Below are 23,008 nucleotides of genomic sequence, written 5' to 3'. Positions count from 1 at the left end.
ATACTATGAGTCATCTTTGCCGTTCGACCTTTTTCTTTTAAATCCATGTGAGGTATACTGGTATTCACGATCGGCTATAGAAAAGTGGATGATCATGTAAAAAAATACGCTTCTCGAAAGCGTGATGCGCTTCATGCGCATGCGTCTCAATTTGTGCTACCGTAGTAGAGGATGGAAAGAAAGTACGAAGAAGAAGATGTGCCTGAAGTTGTGGTTAGAAATCGAGCCGTCTGGATATATCCATTTAATAATTCTAATGCCCAACGATAACAAGATGGTTTGAGTTTGCTTAAATATTGTAGAGTCTTTACAAATAAGAAGAAAAAACATAGTTACTGTATGATGATTCGATAGAAAAGGATGATAAACGTGTATTTTATATATGATGGTAGAAAAATTTTTTATCATGTAGAAGGTAGCGGACCTGTCATTATATTTCTTCATGGTCTTGGCGGAAATGCGAATAACTGGTTCTATCAAAGAAAATATTTCTCAGAGAAATGGACAGTGATATCAATAGATTTACCTGGACATGGAAGATCGCAAGGAGATGAGATTGATTTTAAGCAATATTTTGACGTTGTACATAGCTTAGTAGATCATTTGAAGTTAAAATCGATTATTGTTTGTGGACTTTCAAAAGGAGCTAGGATAGGGATTGATTTAGCTTCTTATTATCCCAACCTTGTTTCGGCTCTCATCATTATAAATGCATTTACTCACTTAGAACCTAAGGATCGTAAAAAGCGGATTGAAGTATATGATTTACTTAGTCTTCATGATCAAGGGAAGACTTGGGCTAATACATTATTGAGGGAAATGGGAGTAGCGGATAATGAAACGATTGTAAGAGGGTTTCACCATTCTCTTCGGTCTTAAAATCCTGCACATATACAGAGATTGTTTTCAGAGTTAGCCGACTATGATCAACGTCAGTATCTTTCTAGTATTACATGCCCGGTTTTAATCGTACGAGGGGTGAATGACCATTTTGTTCCCGAAAGCTATATGAGAGAAATTGATCAATATTTAACGAATTCTGCATTCGTTGAGATAGCGAACAGTGGACACTTACCTTACTTAGAGCAACCTGAACAATTTAATCAGATAGTTGAGGAATTCCTTGAATCAGTTTTTTCATCTAAATAGGTTGAAGTAAGGCAATAGAGAAAACTTCCAAACAAAGTACATAAGTGACTGGAACAATGCATTTATGAATTTACGAAAAGAATGCTATGCTAATTTGTCATGAACATTCAAGAGGGAAATAATCTGGAACGGTAAAGGGGAACCTTTTTGTAAAGTGTAGCGTGTTCATATAATATGATATTTAGGAGAGAGAGCGTACATTTATTAGTAAAGCAGCTTTCGTTTCTGTAATGTGGAAAAAGAAATAGGGAGTGATTGTAATGATTGTCAGAAAACTAGAGGACATTATTCATACTGATTTAGATGTTGTCGGTGAAAATTGGAATAGTCGAAGGCTGTTGCTTCAGAAAGATGGTATGGGATTTTCAATGACAGTCACTGTTATTAAAAAAGGTGCTGATAACTACCATTGGTATAAGAATCACTTTGAAGCGTGTTATTGTATTAAAGGAGAGGGAGAAATCGAAATTGCCGATGAGAACGGTAAGAAAACTGGAGTTATTTACAAAATCTCTCCAGGAACGATGTATGCGTTAAATGAACATGATAGACATTATATTCGTGCGACAACTGCTGATTTGCACCTTGTCTGTGTATTTAATCCACCCCTAACCGGGACAGAAATTCATGACGAAGAAGGTACGTATCCTGTATTAACAGAAGAGTAGTATATCTACACGAGGATGTTTTTCATATTGAATAGCTACTAAAACGACCTATTTACATCTTGGTACTTTGCAAAAGAACTCCGGCTATTGAGAACGATTAGGAAAATATGGTGGTTATACTACTTCAGTACAAAGATGGAATGAATGAGAGGTTTTTTAAATGAGAATACTTGTAGATGCCGATGCGTGTCCAGTTAAAGAGTCCATTAAAAAAATAGCTAAAGAATTCAATCTACCCGTTATACTCGTTCAAAGTTTTTCCCACTTTTCGATGAAAGAAGAACCACAAGGAGTAGAAACAATATATGTTGATGAAGGTGCTGATGCTGCTGATTATCGTATTATCAGGCTTGCAAAACAAGATGACATTATTGTGACACAAGATTATGGACTGGCTTCGTTAGCCCTTGCCAAAGACTGTTATGTCATTCATCATAAAGGCTTCCAATATACGAACAAAAATATTGATCAACTCCTACAAAACCGCTATTTAAGTGCGATGGCGAGAAAAAGCGGCAAGCGTACAAAAGGCCCAAAACCTTTTACGGAGGATGATATTAAACAATTTGAAATTCGTTTTAAAGCATTACTAAAGAACAAAAGCACAAGTGATTAATAGTAACGTACAACTGGACTTGAAACAGAAGATCAAAGGCTGAGTTCGCAGGTGTTCTTGAAAAAAAACACTTTTCTGCGTGCAGTGTAGACCTCTCGAAACATACATTGTCTTATCAACCCACGAATCGATAATTTAGGAGCCGTTTCCTATAAATATCGCAACATCATAGGCGCTTTTTTTAAAAAAGGAATACGGCTCTCCTACACTCGGAATAAAGTGAAAACGGCGATGGAGAGTCCAATGTTGACTTATCGTAGTAAAAAAACCGAAGTTTGCTAGTATCTTGATTACTTAAGCTAGAATGCTACTCTAAAAAAGGTAATCATATAGAAACATATCTACATGAATTCAAGCTAAAATCCCTTGACTCCAACAAACATGGAACTTAACAAAGAGACTGCTCAAATCGTAGAATGAGTGAATCAACCTTTAGGGACTTGCCGTCAAAATTAAATGTAGAGAAAAGATATACAAAAATTAACCAACGTAAGATGAATCCTCAATCAGTGGAGGTTTTCTTCTATCCCTCACTGGGTTGTTAGGATAAACTATCGGGCTTTTGCCTTGCAGTTGGATCTCCACTTACCCTCCTAGGTTTTACCTCGTAGCATGGAAGTTGGGGTCTAACTGTCAGTTACATGCGGAATAAACAAAATCCATAGTATAAAAACTGTTGACTCCCCAAGAATCAACAGCTACTGCTTTATTTTCGATTTGCAGCACGCTGTTTCCGATTTTCTCTGCGGAAAGGTGCTGACTCAAATAATATTTTTTCTTCCTCAGTTTCTGGATATACTTGCGGAACAGGTCTAGGCTTTCCTTGTTCATCAACAGCTACCATTGTTAGAAATGATTCCGTTGTTAATCGTTCATGCTGATTAATTAAATCTTTGGCAACTACTTTTACGTATATTTCCATGGATGTTCTTCCTGTATATGTTACAAACGCTTCTAGTGTTAAAGCGTCCCCAGCTTTTGCAGGTGAGAGAAAATCCACAGAATCAATCGATGCTGTTACGACGGTGCTTTTAGCATGCTTCATCGCACAAAGTGCTCCAATCTCATCAATATAAGCTAATATTCTGCCGCCAAAAATGGTGTTTAAATGATTCGTATCAGGCGGGAGAACTAATCTTGTTTGGATTATTTTTGATGCGCTCATTGCTAGTTTTTCCATTCTCTACTCCCCTTTGTACAATTAAAAACATCTTCCCCTTAAGAAGATTCACCTCTACTTTTAAAAAATAGATAGCTTTAGTATTATAACATAAAGTGAAACTTCATTCAGTGGGCTTTTCCTTGAAATGAAACAAAAGTTTAAAATAAAAGTGTGCTTGAAAAATCGCAATGTATCGCTTTTGAAACTTTTCTTATCTTTGAAAAAGAAAACCGCTTTTTCTTCGTGTGATGCCTTTTCAATGAAGTTTTCCTTTTTCTTAAAAAATGTTTTTCTTCATGCGATATGCCGCTATCGTAGCTTTCCATTTCCTGTCACCATTATCTTCCACTTAGACTTCTCCATATTCTCTTACCTTTCAAAGTTACTGTGCCAGTTTCTATCGAAAACCCTTTCAATTAGATTCCTATTTGTTTATTTGTTACTATTTATTTACGAACTACTATAAAAGGGGGATGCAACATGAAAATAGTATCTATTGAGCCTACTCCTAGCCCATATTCCATGAAAATAAATGTAGACGAACAATTGCCAGAAGGCAAAACACTAAATTATACAATAGATGGTGATAAACAAGACGCACCTGCTTATATAAAAGCTTTATTTCAAGTTAATGGAGTAAAAGGTCTATACAGAGTTATTGACTTTATTGCATTGGAACGTAATCCACGTGTTCCTTGGGAAGAAATTCTGCCAAAGGTTAGAGAGTTACTGGGATCTAACGAAGCTAATAAGGAACCCATTCCCAAAAACCAAGCCGTTACAGAGGACGCTTTCGGTGAAGTAAATGTATATCTCCAACTATTTCGCTACATTCCAATGCAAGTAAAATTAGTAGCAAAGGATACAGAAAAACGGTTTGGATTACCTGCCCGTTTTATGGACGCGGTCATGCGTGTTTCTGCAGCCGCAGATAACCTTCTTGAAGAACGAAAATGGATTGAGCAGAGCCCACGCTATGGAGAACTTGAGGCAATTGGGAAAGAAGTAGTGGAAGAGATTTCTGCCAGCTATAATGAAAAACGGTTAAATGATTTAGTAAATTATGCATTAACAAGTGATGATTCTTTTGTTGCTTCACGCAATCAAAAAGTGGCCTTAGACGTGCTGGATAATCCAAGCTGGAAAGAACGGTATGCGGCATTAGATCAAATAAATCCAACAAAGGATGATTTACCAGTATTAGAAAAAGCCCTTAACGATGAAAAAGCCTCCATTCGCAGGTTGGCAACAGCTTATCTAGGAATGATTGAAGATAAAGATGTGCTGCCTTATTTATTTAAGGCATTAAAAGATAAGGCTGTAAATGTCAGACGAACGGCGGGAGACTGTTTATCCGATCTTGGTTTTAAAGAAGCAATACCTGAAATGATCAAAGCACTAACAGATAAAAGCAGATTAGTCCGTTGGCGTGCTGCTATGTTTTTATATGAATTAGGAGATGAAACAGCAGTTAAAGCTTTAGAAAATGCTTTTGACGACCCTGAATTTGAAGTACGAATGCAAGTAAAAATGGCATTAGCGCGGATTAAAGGTGGGGAAGAAGCAAAGGGTTCTATTTGGAGTCAAATGACAAAAGCTATGCAAGAAAGACAATAATATTTTCTTAAGTTACCTCGTAATTGAACTCCCCCAATCAAACAGGGTGAATTATTCAGGCGGCCTTAGCTCTATATGATAGGGCTGAGGCTGTTTAATCATTTGTATGAAAATGATTAAACAATAAACATATAAAAAATTCCTCTAAGATAAAACAGTTCTTTATTATTTTAGGCTCTCTTCATATCATGCAAGATAGCCTTATCATAAAACCAGCGTAACCTTAATAAATTAGTACCTTGCAATATTCAGTAGTAAAGTTTATTATATAGACAGCTACTGTTTATCATACAATAGTATAAATGGATGATTAATGTTGAACTAAAAACATCATTAATATATACAAGAGCACTAAGTTACTTAGTAGAACTTTCTAGTTCAGGAAATAGGCAAAAAAATAATCCGACGAACAATAAGAAAAGCTACTATAATTATTTCACGTATAGAAATACATCTTAAGACGTATCTAATAATATTGCCTTAGCCAGTTACCAAACGTTGACATCATTTATACAATAATAAGTGACATCAGAAACTAAATTAATTTTCTAATTGGGCTCAAGCAAATCTTATGGAAAATTCTGGTTATTTTGAATCTTTTTAGCCTCCGGTGCGTACTAATTTATAATATCATTTTTTTCTTAAACCAAAAGCGACCATATCAACATGAACTGCATAATCCAACATAAAAAAGATATTAATGAAAGTCAAAAAATCTCTGGCGTACAATTTCTGATAGACCAGAGGAAGACTTGTATTTAAAAACACAGTCACGAAGAACGTTGCGTTATTTTTACCTTTTTGAACCGCCCTTTATACAGGTTATTTTTTCATAAGAAAAGCTATAAATTCTAGGAGAGATAATTGTGCAAGATAAAGAAGTATACTTATTGCTAACTGATACAGGAACATGGCTAACCAGACTGATCAAACTATATACAAAAAAACCATTCAATCATGCTTCGATAGCTTTTGATGAACAGCTTAAACAAGTTTATAGTTTTGGAAGAAAAACTCCTAAGAACCCTTTTATCGGTGGTTTTGTTCAAGAAGATATTAAAGGTGGTATATTTAAACAAGCAACTGGAGTAGTTTATTCCATTTCTATTACAGAAGACCAATGGAAAAAAATGCAAAACTATATTCAGCAATTACAAGCGGAAAAAGATCATTATCGCTATAATTTTATAGGTTTGTTTGGTTTTCTATTAAAACGGCCAATTAAGAGAAAAAATGCCTTTTTCTGTTCGCAATTTGTTGCTGCAATTCTTCAAGAAAGCAATGTCATTCAATTCAATAAGCCCATATCATTGATTTCCCCATATGACTTACAAACAACTGAAAGCTTCCAATTTGTTTACGAAGGAAAGCTGCAAGAATTCAGTTCGCAAACAAACGACAGATTACAAGTCGTAGATTATGCTTAAGATATCTTTATCTTGGTTATCGTAATACGTGTTTCAACTTCGAATTGGTCTCCCTACTTTGCCGTGTTCTGGTTGGACTTCGAAGCAGTCTCTCCCACTTTGCGTTGTTTTGGTTCAGCTTCGAAGCGGCCCCTCCCTACTTTGCGTTGTTTTGGTTCCACTTCGAAACGGTCTGATGTTGCTGCTATGTTATTGCAATTTTACATTACCTATTTGTTGTCCCTGATATAAAATCATCTGTATTCTTCCCCCCTTTTATATACTTTTTCGCAACCCCATTTAGTTCTCATCCTTCCATCTACCCCATTTATCTTAGATAAGTACCGTTCCAAATTTAATTGAATACTACCAAATCCTCGAATTTAATTTCTTAATTTTTGAAATAAACCATCTTTAACCACCATAAAAGGCAACGCTTGCAAAACATGTATATACAAGTTATACTAAAATTGACTTGTATATACATGTTTATTTTGGTTAATCCTATATTAAGAAGCTTAAAGAGGAGGATATCCAATGGGTATTGGAAATCAAAAAATTTATGCACCCATTAGCGGAAGCGTTTTACAATTAGAAAAAGTTCCAGATCCAACATTTTCACAAAAAATGATGGGAGATGGCATAGCCATTGAGCCAACTACAGGAAAGGTCGTAGCTCCTTTTTCTGGAAAGGTCATACAGCTTTTCCCGACGAAACATGCTATTGGATTACGAAGTGATACTGGGATAGAATTGCTTATTCATATCGGTCTTGAAACGGTTTCGTTGAACGGAGAAGGATTTGACGCTTTTGTTAAACAGGGTGATCAAATAAATACGGGTGATACATTAATCACTTTCGATATCAATGGATTAAGAGAAAAAGGGTTTAATTTAATCACACCGATTATAATTACAAATCGAGATGTGTGGAAGATAGAAGATAGAACGATAAACACCGTTACAAAAACCGAAGACGTTATCTTATCCGTAACAAAACAAGTTACACAAAGTAAGCAGATGGAGTCAACAATCCAGTTTGCAAAAGAAGCAGAAGCTATTGTCAAAGCAATTGGTGGCGTAGACAATATACAGGCAGCTACACACTGTGTCACGAGACTTCGGTTTGCATTAAAAGATGAAAACAAAGTAGACCAATCCGCATTGGAAAATATAAATGTAGTAAAAGGGTCATTTACAACAAATGGTCAATTTCAAGTTGTCATTGGTCAAGGAACCGTTGATAAAATATACCAAGCAATGGTAGAAAAAACCGGAATTCGTCAAGCTTCCAAGGAGGAAGTAAAGGCAGCTGGCGGAAAGAAACAAAACGTCTTACAACGAGGGGTTAAAGTTCTTGCAGATATTTTTATTCCTATTTTGCCTGCTATTGTAACAGCAGGCCTCTTGATGGGGATCAATAACATTTTAGCTAATCCTGGAATTTTTGGGGATCAAGCTGTTATTGAAATGTACCCACAATGGGCGGGTATTGCTGATATGATTAATATCATTGCAAATACAGCACTTACATTTTTACCTGCTTTAATTGGCTGGTCAGCAATGAAACGATTTGGTGGCAGCGAATTATTAGGCGTTGTGCTTGGGTTAATCCTTGTACATCCAGCTTTACTCAATGCATGGGAATATGGTGCAGCTTTAAAAGAAGGAACGGTGCCAACATGGAATTTATTCGGACTGGAAGTAAATAAAATTGGTTATCAAGGTCAAGTATTACCTGTATTATTTGCATCTTGGGTACTGGCGAAAATTGAACTATTCTTACGGAAGCGCGTATGGGATTCTATTCAATTGCTTGTTGTAGCACCTGTCGCATTACTAGTAACTGGATTCTTAACTTTTATTATTATTGGACCAATTACCTTTACCATTGGAAATTGGATTACAGATGGGTTAGTAGCATTGTTTGATCATTACGCGGTAGTTGGTGGCTTCGTGTATGGAGCTCTGTATGCGCCAATGGTTATTACAGGAATGCACCACACTTTCCTTGCCGTTGATTTACAATTAATCGGCAGCACTAACTCTACGTTTCTATGGCCAATCCTGGCGTTATCCAATATCGCCCAAGGAGCAGCTGCTTTTGCAATGATGCTTGCAGCAAAAGATGATAAGTTAAAAGGACTTGCGGGAACATCCGGAATATCCGCATGGCTCGGTATTACGGAACCAGCAATGTTTGGAGTGAACTTGCGTTTTAAATATCCATTTATTGCTGCTATTGTCGGATCCTCTATTGCTGGAGCGTTTATCACCATGCAAAAGGTACTAGCCACTTCTATCGGTGTAGGTGGTTTGCCGGGAATATTTTCCATTATTCCAGAACATTGGTTCTCCTTTATTATCGGAATGGTCATTGTTATCATTGTGCCTTTTGTCATTACGTATATTATAGCTCTCCGCAAGCATAGATTACTCGGATAGCTTTTTTAAAAACACTAGCGATTGGTCAACGTACAAACTCTGCATAAAGAGAGAAAGAACTTTACTGTAATGTGCACAAAGTACGATTACCGAAGAAATTAGGGTTGACTTCATTTTACACTTAAAACGTTGAAACTTTCTTAATACCATGGAATAACCTACCAAGTTGCATTGGGTGCCGTGATCTCTCACTTAGAGTTCTTCGTATTTCCTTGAAATAGGGTCTTACGGCACCTTAGATGCGAAAAAAACAGCTAATGAGGTGTTAACATGAATGAAGCTTGGTGGAAACAAGCTGTAGTTTATCAGATTTATCCAAAGAGTTTTTTTGATACAACTGGAAATGGCATAGGTGACTTACAAGGCATTATCCAAAAGCTTGATTACCTTAAGGAATTAGGAGTAGATGTTCTTTGGCTCACTCCTGTCTATCAATCACCACAAAAAGATAATGGATATGATATTAGTAACTACTATGCGATTGATCCGCTTTATGGAACGATGAATGATTTTGAAGAATTGTTAACAGAGGTTCACCATCGCCATATGAAGCTCATTATGGATCTAGTTATTAACCATACTTCAACAGACCATATCTGGTTTAAAGAAGCAGCTAAATCTAAAGATAACCCATATCGTGATTTCTACATTTGGAAAGATCCAGTAAATGGCGGTCCACCAAATAACTGGTTATCTAAATTTGGTGGCTCTGCTTGGGAATATCATAAAAAAACAGATCAATATTATTTACATCTATTTGATAAAACACAAGCTGACTTAAACTGGGAAAATCCTCAAGTCCGGGAAAAAATATATGAAATGATACAATTTTGGGCAAACAAAGGAATCGATGGTTTCCGCCTTGATGTGATCAATTTAATTTCCAAAGACCAGTGTTTTCCTAATGATGACCAAGGAGATGGACGGAGATTTTATACAGATGGACCGAGAATTCATGAATTTTTACATGAATTAAATCAAACAGTGTTTGAACCAAACGATATGATGACAGTTGGCGAAATGTCATCAACTTCATTGGATAATTGTATTCTCTATACTAGGCGTGACCGCCAAGAATTAAATATGACCTTTCAATTCCACCATTTGAAGGTCGATTATCCAAACGGGAAAAAGTGGACAACAGCTCCTTTTAACTTTATCCAATTAAAGGAAATTCTTAATAATTGGCAAGTCGGCATGTACGAAGGTGGTGGATGGAATGCATTATTTTGGTGTAATCATGACCAACCCAGGATTGTCTCCCGTTTCGGAAATGACGGGGAATATCATGCTGAATCAGCAAAAATGCTTGCTACAACCCTGCATATGATGCAAGGTACTCCTTATATTTATCAAGGAGAAGAGTTGGGAATGAAAAATGCCGGGTTTACTTCCATCAACCAATATCGTGATGTAGAATCATTAAATGCTTATAAGCAGTTAAAGAAAGAAGGTAAATCAGAAACAGCTATTATTAAAATTCTTCAGCAAAAATCTAGAGATAATGCTCGAACGCCTATGCAATGGTCATCAACGAAAAATGCCGGATTTACAACTGGTACACCTTGGATTCCTTTAGCACAGGACTACAAAACGATTAATGCTAAAAAGATGATGGAAAAACCGAACTCTATCTTTAAACATTATCAGAAACTAATTTCTTTACGAAAAAAATATGATATCATTACTTATGGAGACTTTAAGATGATCGATATCCATCATCTAAATGTTTTTGCATATTCACGAAATTGGCAGAATGAAAGCTTAGTCGTAATAAGCAATTTTTATGATACGGATACGGAAATTACTATTGATGATTTACGGAATGAAAAAGCGATTATTCTTCTGTCCAATTATTCTGATTCGCCTTCTAAATTAGGCACCATACCATTACGACCTTATGAGTCCATTATTTATTATTTAATAAATAACTGATTCAATATTTTCTGGTTGAATCTATTTTGTCTCATGCCGTCAACCTTGTAAAAGGCAGTCTAGCTCTTTTTCGTTATCCATATCATAATGGAGCTTGCTGCCTATTATCGTAAATAAAGAGGTTATAACGATGCAAAAGAAATATTTAATGATTTATCATGATTTAGTTGAACAGATTAATAACGATATGTTACCAACATCTTCCTTACTCCCTTCCGAAAACGACTTAGCCGAAATTTATCAAACATCGAGAGAAACGATTCGAAAAGCATTACATTTATTATCACAGCATGGCTATATTCAAAAAATACGGGGAAAAGGGTCGATTGTTATTGACCGTCCACGACTTGATTTTCCAGTCTCAGGAATTGTCAGCTTTAAAGAATTAGCAAAAAAATTAAACTTAGATGCTAAAACAACAGTGATTCAGATGGAAGAAGTAAAACGTTCCAGTCCCATATATAAAACAATCAATACAAAGGACAAAATTTGGAACGTTATTCGCGTAAGAACGATTGATGGAGAAAATGTCATTTTAGACAAAGATTATTTTATCGAATCGATTATTCCTATGCCTCGTATAGAAACATGCGAGCGATCTATTTACGATTATATTGAGCATGAACTTGGTCTTTCCATTAGCTTTGCTCAAAAAGAAATTACCGTTGAAGAACCAACTAAACAAGACAGGAAATTATTGGATTTAAAACACCATACGAATACTGTTGTGATCAAAAGTTTAGTTTACTTAGAGGATGCGAGACTATTTCAATTTACGGAATCTCGACATCGACCCGATAAATTTAAGTTTGTAGACTTTGCAAGAAGAATTAATTAAAAATCTTGTCCTATAAGCTTAAGTGGATAGACAATAGCAATTATTTTCTATATAATGGTACTAATAATAACGGAAAGGGTGACCCAATTACATGATTTATTAATCCTATTTACTGAAATAAATGGATAAGGAAGCGGCAATAACAACAGATATTGATCTGTTTATTCTTGCATGCAACTTATGAACATTTCAGAATAGGATGATGCTCGATGTAATTGGTAACGATCTTTATTCTTTTATGTACTACTCTCTTTACATCTATATTGTGTAAATAGACTAAGTGGCATAATGGAATACGTATCTTTAACCATACTTATCTACGATGCCTCCTATTCTGGGATGAATAGGAGGCTTTTTTGTATGTAAAAAAACAAAAGCTAGAAGCGCTCAGGGGTGCAACGTACAAACGGAAGAACTTTTGACAAGGTAAAGCGAAAACTTCATTCCGTGCTTTTTACACGGAATGTCAGTCTACAAGGGGATTTCCTAAAAGCCTTTGAAGGAATGGATCTAGGAGCCATTTCTCTTATAAAGTCTTCAAAATAATAAGCAGATTTTTGAAACGTCTCCTTACATTTGAGACAGAACATGCCAATAAATCAGGCATATGTCGACGGTAAGCCCGTTTTAGTCGGTCTTCATTTAGTATTGAGCCGATGTTAACTTATCGTAGGAAGCAGTTTCAAGTTTGCTAGTCGCTTAAGCACTTGAGGCGACGAAGATACTTTTCAAAAAGTTATCTACAATGTATAAAAAAAGACGACAATAATTAAACATGCAATGAAGCCTCTTACACCTAATCACTTGGTAATAGCCAAGTTTTCAGCCTATATGAGGAGATGAACGTATGCGTTTATTAGAAGCGAGAAATTTAATTCACTATATAAAAGATCGAAAATTAATTGAAATCGAATCACTAGCTGTCCATAAAGGAAATCGTATTGGTTTGGTTGGGAAAAACGGCAGTGGAAAAACAACATTGTTACAAATTCTTGCAAAAGAAACTGTACCGGAAACGGGAAAAATTATAACCCATGGAACAATCGAATTAGTTCCACAATTGAAACGTATGATTACGACAAAAAGTGGTGGCGAAGTAACTCAAGAATATATTAACAGAGCCCTAGCTAACCAGGCAGATATCTTATTAGCAGATGAACCAACAACGAATTTGGATACATGGCACATTGAAAAATTAGAAACACAGCTAAAAAAATGGAAAGGCGCACTAATTATTGTTTCCCATGATCGTGAGTTTCTTGATGCATTGTGTACAACGATATGGGAACTGGAAGATGGCTATGTAACGGAATATAAAGGAAATTACTCTCATTATCAGGAACAGAAGAACATGCAGCTAAATCAGCAGCAACAGGCTTATGAAAATTATATAGCCAAGAAAACACAATTAGAACAAGCGCTTCAATTAAAAGAGCAAAAAGCACAACGAGCAACAAAGAAACCAAAGCAAACAAGCAGTTCAGAAGCAAAAATTACAGGTGCCAGGCCTTATTTTGCAAATAAACAAAAGAAATTACGAAAAGCAGCTAAAGCGATCGAAACAAGACTGGAAAAGCTGGAACAGGTAGAAAAAGTAAAGGAAACGCCACCAGTCAAGATGAACTTGCCATATGCAGACAAACTACACGGAAGAACTCTTCTACGGGTAGAAGATCTAAAGGGAGTCATTAGTCAACGTCTCCTATGGAATCCCGTTAGCTTCCATGTTAAAGGTGGAGATAAAATTGCCATTATTGGACCTAATGGCAGCGGCAAGACAACATTAATCAAAAACCTGATGCAAGAGAATGATCAAGTTCGTCATGCTCCAGCAATGAAAGTCGGCTACTTTAGCCAAAATTTAGATATACTTGAAACGAACAAAACAATTTTAGAGAATGTAAGCAACACATCCAGTCAAAATGAAACACTGATTCGAACGGTACTAGCAAGACTGCATTTTCACAGAGACGATGTTTATAAACATGTAAACGTTCTAAGCGGAGGAGAACGGGTAAAAGTAGCATTTGCTAAATTATTTGTTAGTGATATTAATACACTCATTCTTGATGAGCCGACAAATTTTCTTGATATTGAGGCAGTAGAAGCTTTAGAAGAACTGCTTGTAAATTATGAAGGAACCGTATTGTTTGTTTCCCATGACCGGAGATTTATTAAAACCATTGCAAATCGCTTGATTGCCTTCGGAGGGAATAAAAAGATCACTGTGTTTGAAGGGTCTTATGACGCCTATAAAAATGACTTCTCTAAACCACAGGAAGACATGATCGAACAACAATTAATCGTAGTCGAAACGAAGCTTACCGAAGTGCTGAGCAAATTAAGTATAGAGCCTTCTGATAAACTGGAAGAAGAATTTCAAGAACTGTTGAAGCAAAAAAGAAACTTAAAAATGCAAAGAGAATGATACATTGTCTTGCATCAGTGGGGGGGCTTTTATCCCCCACTGATTATTAGAATAAACAGAATCGGGTAAACAGAGTCGGGCATTTGACTTGCAGTTGGACCACGTATCGTCCAAGATTTCACCTCCGCATGGAAGGGCAGGTCTTACTGCCAGTTACATGCGGGCTAATGATGTAAGAAAGATGATATTGCACCTAAACTAAGCAATATCATCTTTTCATTCAGCCTTAAAAAAGGGGTAAGGGTTAACTCTTAAAAGTAATGTATAAAAATATACGTAAAATCAACGGCACCATTAACCATTTTCTATGGGTAGAAACATGAAGGTAAAAATTAACGTTTCAGCTTTTCCCTGTTCTATGCCTTTCTCCGCCGGTATTTCATATACTTTGACAGCCTAAACAGAATAGATTATATTTAATTAAGAATATATTAATTCAATACAAACAAGGTGGAACGATGATGCAAGAGAATCTTTCATTAAAGGCTTTTGTCGTCTTAGTCAAAGCCTCAAAAGCACTACAAGAACGAATGATGCAGGATATAAAAAACTACGGAATGAAAACATCTGAATTTACTATTCTTGAAACCCTGTATCATAAGGGAAAGCAAACGGTTCGGGAAATATCGGAAAGTGTCCTGATTAAAACTGGTTCTATTACATATGTTATTGACAAATTAGAACAGAAAGGATTATTAAAAAGACAACATTGTCAAGAAGATCGGCGTGTTGTCTATATCGATATTACAAATGAAGGAAAAAAATTAATGGATGAAATTTTTCCAAAGCATCAGAAAATAATGGAAGACTTGTTTGCTGGCATTAGTGATCAACAAAAACAGACCGTGATAAATGTTTTAAAAACGGTAGGAAAACGAGCTTAAAGGAGGAACAGGATGAAACATATTTTTCAGCGAGGAAGTGACCAATCGAAACCGACTTTCCTGTTACTACACGGTACTGGAGGGACCGAACGGGATCTAATACCGCTTGCAACTGAAATTGATGCGGGAGCTAATATTCTTAGTGTACGAGGAAATATACTCGAAAATGGAATGCCCCGTTTTTTTAGACGCTTAGCCGAAGGTATTTTTGATGAAGAAGATTTAGTATTTCGAACAGAAGAATTACTTAATTTCCTAAATGAAGCCGCTGTAACATATAACTTTGCTCGTGATCACATATTTGCCATTGGTTATTCTAATGGTGCAAATATTGCTGCAAGCTTATTATTTCACCATCAGGATGCCCTGCGGGGAGCGATTTTGCATCATCCAATGGTTCCAAGACGCGGCATTGAGTTACCTGATTTATCTAAAGTCGATGTATTTATTGCAGCAGGAACAAATGATCCTATTTGCCCTGCTCAAGAATCAGAAGATCTTAAACAGTTGTTACAGGATGCTTCAGCAAATGTACATTTACATTGGGAAAATAGCGGGCATCAATTGACATTAAGAGAAGTACAGGAAGCAGCTAAATGGTATCGACAGCTTAACTAGGATGGGTTAATAAATTATAATCACCATTCTAGTAGAACTCCGATTTAAGAAAAGCGGAAGAGAATCTTTATATGGATTTAGGAATCTTTCTGTGATCGTATAGATGGAAAAAGGTGATTCATTTTACTACAATCATAACGTGAATCTTCATTCAGTAGGAGTTTTCCTCCATCTCCTACTGATTGTTAGTTTAGCGAATCGGGAATTTAGATGTCGTTCCCACTTAGACTTCTGTGTATCATACAACTCTAAAAGTCAGAAAAAAATAAGCCATAAAGAATGCTTGTAAGGATATAAGAATCTGGTGTATCTTAAATAAGACGAGGTGGTAATATGGATCAATACGAGATCTCTTTTTCTTTTAGTAAAAAGGATGCATTCGTATTCCTGATCATGTATTTATTTTTTTATGGCGTGTTCAATTTCGTTTCACTTTTTTTAAAAGATATATTTACTTTAATGTTTAAGTAGTGGGTAGGAATAAGTACCATACATTTTGGTTCATTATTCCTTTTTATTTTAGATTGTCAATGGTAAGCGGAATAAAGTGAGCATTAAGGAATTGACAAACGCACTACACCCGACCCTCTTGGCGTTCGACATTCATTTTTACGGCTCCTTATAGGAAATAAAGTTTTTTATCCCCCACACCGTTGTTAGTACCGCAAGGGGGGACCTAATCCTCTGAACAGAATCGGATATTTCATTTACAGTTAGGTCTCACACTTTTCTTTTCACTTCGTAGCATGGAAGAACAAGTCTAACTACCAGCTATATTCGGGATAAAAAGGTATCCATCCTGAAAAATCATTGGCAATTACAAAAAACAGTGGAAAAAGGTATACTAACCGATGTTTTAATGGTAAATAAGTTTTATTCTTTTTAAAAAATGAGGAACATATGAAGTTTCCATACATTACATTAGGAAACAAAGTTAAATACAAATAACCGCATGATGAAAGACGCTTGGAAAGAAACCCCCAAGCGTCTTATTGCTGATTGCTAATTCTTATGCAGTTTGTATTGTATAATAACATATTTGAAATTTCTCCGTATATCTAGAGTTGCTTAAAACAACGCTCCACTTTTTTAATTTCGAATAATAATATAAGTTAAATACAAAATATAACCTATAACAAGGATGAAGCCTTCCGCTTTTCCAACTTTGTAGTTAGTTCGTGAAAAGATAAGCAATAAGACTGTTAGCACAATCATCAAAATAATATCCGTGATAACTTTGCTATTTACCTGAAGCGGACTTATTACCGCAGAAACTCCCAAAACAAATAATATATTAAAGATATTACTCCCTACAATATTTCCCAATGCGATTTCACTTTCCTTCTTCAAAGCAGCAGCAATCGATGTAACTAACTCTGGAAGGGAGGTTCCAATCGCAATGATCGTCAAGCCTACAAGTGCCTCACTCATTCCCCAAGCATAGGCAATTTCTTTTCCATTATCAACTACCATTTGTCCGCCAATGATAATACCGGCTAGTCCAAGTACTGTGATAAAAATATTTTTTCCCCATTGAATATCACTTGGAACATCTTCTTTCACCGAGACTTGTCTGCTTTTTAAAGCTACCTCGATAACATAGTACATGAAAACGGAGAAAAACAGTAAAAAGATTAACCCATCACTTCGAGATATGTAATTTATGTTAAATTCCTCTAAAAACGTATCACTAATTAGAACAAGCAAAGCAATACTCGCCAGCAATGTAAATGGAATTTCTTTACGAATCGTTTCATTTTGCACTTTAATTGGAAATAAAATTGTAGCTAGCCCTACAACAAGGGTTAAATTAAAAATATTACTACCAACAACATTACCAATCGAAACATCGGCTGTGCCTTGCATAGCAGCAATAATACTTACTGTAGCTTCCGGAGAACTAGTACCAAATGCTACAATCGTTAACCCAATTAATATAGGGGGAATTCTTAACAATCTGGCAATATTGGAAGAACCGTCAACAAAGAAATCTGCTCCTTTAATTAATAAGGCAAAACCGAAAATTAATAGTAAATATGCCATGATTCATCTCCCTTTTGATTATTATTTTGTTAAAAACCGGATATTATCATCAACGAAATATATGTAATTGCATAAACAATACTCCATACTATGCCCTATTCTTCGTTTCCCTAACTATTATTGAAAGTACACTCTACAAATTAGAAACTTGTTCTTTTGATATACCCAATTTTAAAAAATATATTTATAGTACGTGTTAACATTAAAGAAAGTATCAAAAAATGTAAACATATTTGTTAAAATTTTATTTACATTTATTCAAATGGAGTAAAACTGTATCTCCTCATCCAAATAACTTTTTAGATAAAAAACGAAAGAAGCTCAAGAAACCTAATAAAAACTTGTTCTTCTTCATGAAATAGAATATAAAAGCGTTTTAACCAGCTTGGCAAGCACTGGAAATCCGACGGGGAAGCCGTTGCTGCCAGAGGAGGAATTAAAACAACATAGGGAAGCAAATCGCTTGAAACACTTAAGCTAGACGACGCTAATTTTCAAAAAAGTTAACACAGAAACGAATATATTTTCCTAAATAATAAAAAACATTTGCAAAAAATTAAGTGCAAATGTTCTACTTAACTATTCTGTTTTCAGATGAATCGTGTTACCTGAAGGATCTGCCACTTCGAGATAATCATCTCTACTGTTAATTGGTACTTTAAGTTCTACTAAGCATTTCTTTGCTGTCTCAATGGCTTGATTATCTGGCATAATGAAGCTAAACCACCCCAAGCCTGCACTATGTTGATCTGGTGCTGAAATTCCTTCTCCATTCCAACTATTAATTGCAATATGGTGATGATAATTTCCAGCTGCCATAAAGAGTGCTCCGGGATATTGGGATACAATCGATAAGCCGAGACCATCTACATAAAACTTTTTTGCTTCCTGCAAATTGGCTACATGTAAATGGATATGCCCTATAATTGTTTCCTTTGGAAGCTTTGTCCAATGATCACTTGTTTCGGCTAGTATTCCATTTATATCTAATGATTCTGTTACCATGGTTACTTGATCATGAACCCAGTTCCACTCTGTTGAAGGTCGATCATGATATACTTCGATGCCATTTCCATCCGGATCAGATAAATATAAGGCTTCACTAACAGCATGGTCAGCAGAACCGAATGGAATATTATATTGGACACAGTGTTTTAGAAAAGATGCTAAATCCTTCCGACTTGGTAATAAGATAGCAAAATGATACAACCCCGTTCTTCCCATTTGCTTACTTACCATATTCTCGGGTTGTTCAATGGTAAGTAAAGGCGTTATCCCATCTGCTGTTAGCACTACTTTTCGGTTTGATTTTTCAAGGACAGAAAAGCCAATAATATCCTGATAAAACGAAAGGGATTCTTTCAATCTTGTAACATGTAACTGAACTTCCCCAACGTATGTGACTGGATTTTTAAAAAACTTCTTCTCCATTGATGATTCCTCCTCTTTAGTTGACAGTTTGCCATTATATTTAACGATCCAATATATTTTGATTAGGTTACTTTTTTATATACACTTATTAATTGTAAGTAATTATAGTTATTAATACTTCCTATGTCAATATAATTATCTTATTGAATTTTTAAAAATTAATAGTAAAATGGATAGCAATATTGAGTTTATAAATTCAATTACAGTAATTTAATTAATTTATAAGTAAACCAATAAAGATTATGCTTTTAAAACAACAAATACGGGTAAGGAATAATGAATGGAAGCTTACCTAGAGTAGAAACCTAATTTATTACATTGAAAACTTGAAAAGGTAAACTTATTCAATAGGAGTTTTCGTCCATCCCCTATTGATAGAGTTAGAATAAAGACTAGAATCTCGGACATCCTTGAAAAAGAAGTACACTTTTTCTGTGCGGACGCTATCGAAGCATACCCTCTCCTAGAAAAACTGCGATGCATCGCTGACATAGCTTTCTTTGTCTTGTTGACCCGAACGAATCGAGAATTTAGGTGCCGTTATCTCCCATTTAGACTTCTATGTATCGTCTACAACTCTTGAAGTGGAAGCCTCAAGGTGCCTTATATTCGGGATAAAACTTTACCAAGTCATCCAATTCTGTACTTATACTTTTCTTCTAAATGCAAAAAATCATAACTCTCTTGATATGTAAACGAACTATAAATCAAAGGAGGAAAGGAGGTTCACTTTTGATCGTCAGAGCGCATAAAAACGGTTATATCCTAATTGAACAAGACCATCATGCCCAAACTTCAGGTGATATGATTAAAAAATGGAAAGAAATTCACTTTCCTAAGTCAGAACATAAAGCGTCTGTGATTTATGCAATCGATAAGCATGATATTGGTTGGAAACCATTCGATCAGGAACCCTTTTGGAATGATCTAGCTGAAAAGCCATACAGCTTTATTGACTTTCCTAATTCCGCAAAAACAATGCTCTATGCTTCCGGTATTGATCAAGTAGAAGCAGTTGATTCATATGCAGGCTTACTTTGCAGTATTCATTACACCCGCTTTCTAAAAGGTGATGCTTCCCCAATCAGTCGCAAATTTGTAAAACAAGAAAAGCAGCGACAACAGCGAATTATTCAAATGGCAGGAAATTTTGATTCTGAATTATTTGCTAAATATTATAGTCTGTTACAGCTTTGTGATAATCTCTCTTTGTTTATTTGCCTTAATGAACCAGGAACCAATCAGCACCCTTTTTTTAAAGAAGGAATTCCATTACCGGCTAACTTAGAATCGTTTACCGGGGAAAAAATTAACCTTACTTGGAAAGATAAAACCACTGTTGCTCTATCCGATTTTCCATTTGTATCGGAAGTTTCCTTTTCCTATCCGTATAAATGGTTAGTTACAGAAAGCATTGTAGATAAAGGATTAATTCCAGCTTATCAGCAAGCTCCTTTCCGGGAAACTACAATCTCATTTGTACCGCATTAGTTAAGCTGGATATTGTCGCACTTTTTACTGTGAAACTCAATATCCCTCCTAGCCGGTTAAGATTCAATAATACGAATTTTATACTTAATCTTAGGTGAGGTGCTATTTAGACAAAAGTTAATTTTTCTGATATATTAGATAATATCGCATATACTAATATCCAAGAGGTGATTTTGGTATGTGTACGAAGGAGACGAAGAAATGGCTCATGCAGTAGTTAAAAGTCCTAATAGACGTCAAATACAAAAAGAATATGATCAAATACTAAAAAATATATCCAAGAAGGTTGATATATCTAAACTTCCTAATAAAAAACCATTACGAGTTGATAAATATGGAAACGTTGATATATCTCCTGATCATCCTAATTATAAATTTTGGACGGAGATTGATTAATGAAGCTGGGTTATATATATGATTTAAATTTCCCCTATGAAAAAGGATCTGGGCAGGGCAAAAAAGACGCCCTGTCTTTCTTATTGTTGTCAAGGAAAAAGATGGAGACGTCTATGGGTTAAAAATAACAGGAACACCACGTAAACAAAATCGGATTCAGATAAAAAATAGCCCTCATTCTGGATTAACTAAAACTTCCTATGTTCAGATTGATAGGCTGGAACGATTTACTTTTTTTGCAAACATAAAGGAGAGGGGATACTTAGATCCATTTGAGTTTAACGATATTGTGAATGCGTTTAATAATTATAAAAAATAGTTATGTAGTTTTCTAGTTTACATAACATATTATCGGAAGTTATAAATTCTGTCTCATTAGGTTTAGTATTCTTAACATATTGAGATATTTTAAAAAATTTGGATGAAATATTTTACAACAGTATTTGAGAGCGAACTTCCTGTTTCGTACCTCTTGGCAATTACTGATTAGTATAGAAACAGGAAATGGCACTAGTCCAATCTAATAAAGAACTAATGACATTTACATTCCAATAGAGGTTTAACTATTGATTTTTAGTATTATTTACTTATTTTCTTTTTGTTTATAAAAAATAAACTTATTAAGAATACAATCCCTGAAATGATTGAAAGAATCAAATTCATAGAACCTGGTGACTTATTAAATTCATCAACTATGACTCCCTCTTGAAATAATAGCACCATGGCTATCACTAGGAAAAATACTGAGTTTAATAGCACATAATAATTACTCTTAATTTTATTCTGAAAAAAAGCTAAATATAGAAAATTTACCATTGTGAAAAATAGTATAAGATAAAATAAAGGCGCTAGCAAAGTAAATTCTTCTCCTAACATTTAAAGTCCTCCTACCTCCTTAATCTTTTGTTACAATATTATAACATAAAATATTGACATTTTTACAAATAAATATAATCATTGCAATAAATAAAATATTGGCGCAAAAGAGATGGAAAAGTGAAAAAACTTTGGGGTTCTTACTTGTTTATTCTTATTTTTACTTATGTTCCAATGACTGCGAATGCAGAAACTGATGATTTAGGTTATGAGTATACTCCAAAAAAAGGCAAAATTGATTTTGCTGATGGGGATTCCTTTATAGCCTTACTATCAGGTGATCCATTAAGTGAAGATGCTGTTTATGCTGTGTATGAAACAACTGAAATTGATAGATTTGAACGGGAACATTTGGGAATGAATAACAGTGTAGCAACTGTAGCGGCTAAAAATCCGTCGACCAAATTTTCCGATTATTATTCCAATTCTAAATGGAGAAAACGATCTGACGGAATTGCTTTATCCGTTTACTCTAAAAAACTTGTATGACGAAACACCCTAATCCAGTCGTCCAAGCTCATTATGAAAAATACAGATGGCAAGTAATATATAATAAACATAAAGGGACTAAGAACTGGAAAAATACTGCAAGCATGAAGGCAAAATTACGGTGCCATACTGAGACAGTAAGAGGTTTAAAAAATCCATGGAATTTAGAGCCATGGCGAAAAACTAGTAATTACGCTTTAGTGCTTAAAAATTTTTGCAATCCCCCAAATAAATAATTAATCGATCTGATTTCGGTATCGAACCTTAACAATCGATTATTTTACAACACGTAAAAATTTTAAAAGCTGTGGTCAATCGATCTCATTGGCTACAGCTGTTTCATTTTCGCTTAGATTTTTTGGCTCTATACTAAATAAAAAACTGTAACTGTGTGAGCAAGAGCCATAAGCATTCTTACTGACACAGTTTTTACAATCCCTAGTTAATTATCATTAAGTGGAAACTTTCTAGTTGCTGCCTTAAAATTAGTTATAACAGCACCATCACTAGTATGAG

General features: G+C 35.1%; 18 protein-coding genes and 1 pseudogene. 15 read left to right on the top strand and 4 right to left on the bottom strand.

The genetic code is table 11. From position 1 onward, the window contains the following. The first annotated feature begins 369 nt into the window (after nt 1-369). The 3 genes and pseudogenes from BN1066_RS10100 to BN1066_RS10090 all read left to right on the top strand — a co-directional run bounded on the left by BN1066_RS10100 (nt 370) and on the right by BN1066_RS10090 (nt 2,433). A pseudogene (locus tag BN1066_RS10100) lies at nt 370-1,149 on the top strand (alpha/beta fold hydrolase). Nucleotides 1,150-1,409: 260 nt separating this feature from the next. Next, nucleotides 1,410-1,817 carry an ectoine synthase gene (locus tag BN1066_RS10095; RefSeq protein WP_077319320.1) on the top strand — a complete coding sequence of 136 codons (408 nt, stop codon included), beginning with the start codon at nt 1,410-1,412 and terminating at the stop codon, nt 1,815-1,817. Nucleotides 1,818-1,977: 160 nt separating this feature from the next. After that, nucleotides 1,978-2,433, top strand: a complete 456-nt coding sequence (locus BN1066_RS10090) for a YaiI/YqxD family protein (protein ID WP_077319319.1) — start codon at nt 1,978-1,980, stop codon at nt 2,431-2,433. 706 nt (nt 2,434-3,139) lie between these two features. Here BN1066_RS10090 and BN1066_RS10085 read toward each other — a convergent pair. Beyond that, nucleotides 3,140-3,613 (bottom strand): acyl-CoA thioesterase, encoded by a 474-nt coding sequence (locus BN1066_RS10085; protein ID WP_077319318.1) that lies wholly within the window; start codon nt 3,611-3,613, stop codon nt 3,140-3,142. 462 nt (nt 3,614-4,075) lie between these two features. On the opposite strand from BN1066_RS10085, the gene BN1066_RS10080 reads away from it, so the two are divergent. From BN1066_RS10080 to BN1066_RS10045, 8 genes are all read left to right on the top strand, one after another. Continuing rightward, nucleotides 4,076-5,212 (top strand): conserved virulence factor C family protein, encoded by a 1,137-nt coding sequence (locus tag BN1066_RS10080; RefSeq protein WP_077319317.1) that lies wholly within the window; start codon nt 4,076-4,078, stop codon nt 5,210-5,212. An 866-nt stretch (nt 5,213-6,078) separates the two neighbouring features. Beyond that, a complete protein-coding gene (locus tag BN1066_RS10075; protein WP_077319316.1) occupies nt 6,079-6,639 on the top strand; it encodes a hypothetical protein in 561 nt (186 codons plus the stop codon). A gap of 516 nt (nt 6,640-7,155) precedes the next feature. Continuing rightward, entirely contained in the window at nt 7,156-9,063 is a 1,908-nt protein-coding gene (gene treP / locus BN1066_RS10070; protein WP_077319315.1) for a PTS system trehalose-specific EIIBC component, read from the top strand. Between the two features lie 270 nt (nt 9,064-9,333). Next, complete coding sequence (treC, locus tag BN1066_RS10065) at nt 9,334-10,998, top strand: alpha,alpha-phosphotrehalase (protein WP_077319314.1); 1,665 nt, start codon at nt 9,334-9,336, stop codon at nt 10,996-10,998. Nucleotides 10,999-11,128: 130 nt separating this feature from the next. Then, nucleotides 11,129-11,836: a trehalose operon repressor gene (treR, locus tag BN1066_RS10060; RefSeq protein WP_077319313.1), complete on the top strand. Its 708-nt coding sequence runs from the start codon at nt 11,129-11,131 to the stop codon at nt 11,834-11,836. 847 nt (nt 11,837-12,683) lie between these two features. Then, entirely contained in the window at nt 12,684-14,264 is a 1,581-nt protein-coding gene (locus BN1066_RS10055) for a Vga family ABC-F type ribosomal protection protein (RefSeq protein ID WP_077319312.1), read from the top strand. A 461-nt stretch (nt 14,265-14,725) separates the two neighbouring features. After that, nucleotides 14,726-15,148, top strand: coding sequence for a MarR family winged helix-turn-helix transcriptional regulator (locus BN1066_RS10050; protein ID WP_077319311.1), 423 nt, complete (start codon nt 14,726-14,728; stop codon nt 15,146-15,148). Between the two features lie 12 nt (nt 15,149-15,160). Further along, nucleotides 15,161-15,766, top strand: a complete 606-nt coding sequence (locus BN1066_RS10045) for an alpha/beta hydrolase (RefSeq protein ID WP_077319310.1) — start codon at nt 15,161-15,163, stop codon at nt 15,764-15,766. A 1,089-nt stretch (nt 15,767-16,855) separates the two neighbouring features. Here BN1066_RS10045 and BN1066_RS10040 read toward each other — a convergent pair. Together BN1066_RS10040 and BN1066_RS10035 are read right to left on the bottom strand one after the other, a co-directional pair. Beyond that, nucleotides 16,856-17,809 carry a calcium/sodium antiporter gene (locus tag BN1066_RS10040; RefSeq protein ID WP_077319309.1) on the bottom strand — a complete coding sequence of 318 codons (954 nt, stop codon included), beginning with the start codon at nt 17,807-17,809 and terminating at the stop codon, nt 16,856-16,858. A gap of 579 nt (nt 17,810-18,388) precedes the next feature. Then, entirely contained in the window at nt 18,389-19,240 is an 852-nt protein-coding gene (locus BN1066_RS10035) for a VOC family protein (RefSeq protein ID WP_077319308.1), read from the bottom strand. Nucleotides 19,241-19,972: 732 nt separating this feature from the next. On the opposite strand from BN1066_RS10035, the gene BN1066_RS10030 reads away from it, so the two are divergent. Both BN1066_RS10030 and BN1066_RS10025 read left to right on the top strand, forming a co-directional pair. Next, nucleotides 19,973-20,731, top strand: a complete 759-nt coding sequence (locus tag BN1066_RS10030) for a DUF3891 family protein (protein WP_077319307.1) — start codon at nt 19,973-19,975, stop codon at nt 20,729-20,731. Nucleotides 20,732-20,911: 180 nt separating this feature from the next. Further along, the gene (locus BN1066_RS10025) at nt 20,912-21,127 is read left to right on the top strand and encodes a hypothetical protein (RefSeq protein WP_143695783.1); all 216 of its coding nucleotides are present in this window, start codon (nt 20,912-20,914) and stop codon (nt 21,125-21,127) included. A gap of 579 nt (nt 21,128-21,706) precedes the next feature. Here BN1066_RS10025 and BN1066_RS10020 read toward each other — a convergent pair. After that, entirely contained in the window at nt 21,707-22,003 is a 297-nt protein-coding gene (locus BN1066_RS10020; RefSeq protein ID WP_077319305.1) for a hypothetical protein, read from the bottom strand. A 120-nt stretch (nt 22,004-22,123) separates the two neighbouring features. Between BN1066_RS10020 and BN1066_RS10015 the strand changes: the two genes are divergently transcribed. Both BN1066_RS10015 and BN1066_RS21240 read left to right on the top strand, forming a co-directional pair. Then, nucleotides 22,124-22,492: a hypothetical protein gene (locus tag BN1066_RS10015; RefSeq protein ID WP_077319304.1), complete on the top strand. Its 369-nt coding sequence runs from the start codon at nt 22,124-22,126 to the stop codon at nt 22,490-22,492. Further along, on the top strand, nt 22,489-22,728 hold the full coding sequence (locus BN1066_RS21240) for a DUF2599 domain-containing protein (protein WP_077319303.1): 240 nt from the start codon (nt 22,489-22,491) through the stop codon (nt 22,726-22,728). The genes BN1066_RS10015 and BN1066_RS21240 overlap by 4 nt, the downstream gene beginning before the upstream one ends. Nucleotides 22,729-23,008: the final 280 nt, after the last annotated feature.

This window comes from Virgibacillus proomii (genome assembly GCF_900162615.1).
GTDB lineage: Bacteria > Bacillota > Bacilli > Bacillales > Amphibacillaceae > Virgibacillus > Virgibacillus proomii.
The sequence above is the reverse complement of the archived record's forward strand: the minus strand, read 5'-3'. Positions and strand labels throughout refer to the sequence as shown.

Excerpts from the sequence above, each read along its gene's own strand:
- BN1066_RS10095 (WP_077319320.1), top strand. The coding sequence starts at position 1,410 with ATGATTGTCAGAAAACTAGAGGACATTATTCATACTGATTTAGATGTT.
- BN1066_RS10090 (WP_077319319.1), top strand. The coding sequence starts at position 1,978 with ATGAGAATACTTGTAGATGCCGATGCGTGTCCAGTTAAAGAGTCCATT.
- BN1066_RS10085 (WP_077319318.1), bottom strand. The coding sequence starts at position 3,613 with ATGGAAAAACTAGCAATGAGCGCATCAAAAATAATCCAAACAAGATTA.
- BN1066_RS10080 (WP_077319317.1), top strand. The coding sequence starts at position 4,076 with ATGAAAATAGTATCTATTGAGCCTACTCCTAGCCCATATTCCATGAAA.
- treP (WP_077319315.1), top strand. The coding sequence starts at position 7,156 with ATGGGTATTGGAAATCAAAAAATTTATGCACCCATTAGCGGAAGCGTT.
- treC (WP_077319314.1), top strand. The coding sequence starts at position 9,334 with ATGAATGAAGCTTGGTGGAAACAAGCTGTAGTTTATCAGATTTATCCA.
- treR (WP_077319313.1), top strand. The coding sequence starts at position 11,129 with ATGCAAAAGAAATATTTAATGATTTATCATGATTTAGTTGAACAGATT.
- BN1066_RS10055 (WP_077319312.1), top strand. The coding sequence starts at position 12,684 with ATGCGTTTATTAGAAGCGAGAAATTTAATTCACTATATAAAAGATCGA.
- BN1066_RS10050 (WP_077319311.1), top strand. The coding sequence starts at position 14,726 with ATGCAAGAGAATCTTTCATTAAAGGCTTTTGTCGTCTTAGTCAAAGCC.
- BN1066_RS10045 (WP_077319310.1), top strand. The coding sequence starts at position 15,161 with ATGAAACATATTTTTCAGCGAGGAAGTGACCAATCGAAACCGACTTTC.
- BN1066_RS10040 (WP_077319309.1), bottom strand. The coding sequence starts at position 17,809 with ATGGCATATTTACTATTAATTTTCGGTTTTGCCTTATTAATTAAAGGA.
- BN1066_RS10035 (WP_077319308.1), bottom strand. The coding sequence starts at position 19,240 with ATGGAGAAGAAGTTTTTTAAAAATCCAGTCACATACGTTGGGGAAGTT.
- BN1066_RS10020 (WP_077319305.1), bottom strand. The coding sequence starts at position 22,003 with ATGTTAGGAGAAGAATTTACTTTGCTAGCGCCTTTATTTTATCTTATA.
- BN1066_RS21240 (WP_077319303.1), top strand. The coding sequence starts at position 22,489 with ATGACGAAACACCCTAATCCAGTCGTCCAAGCTCATTATGAAAAATAC.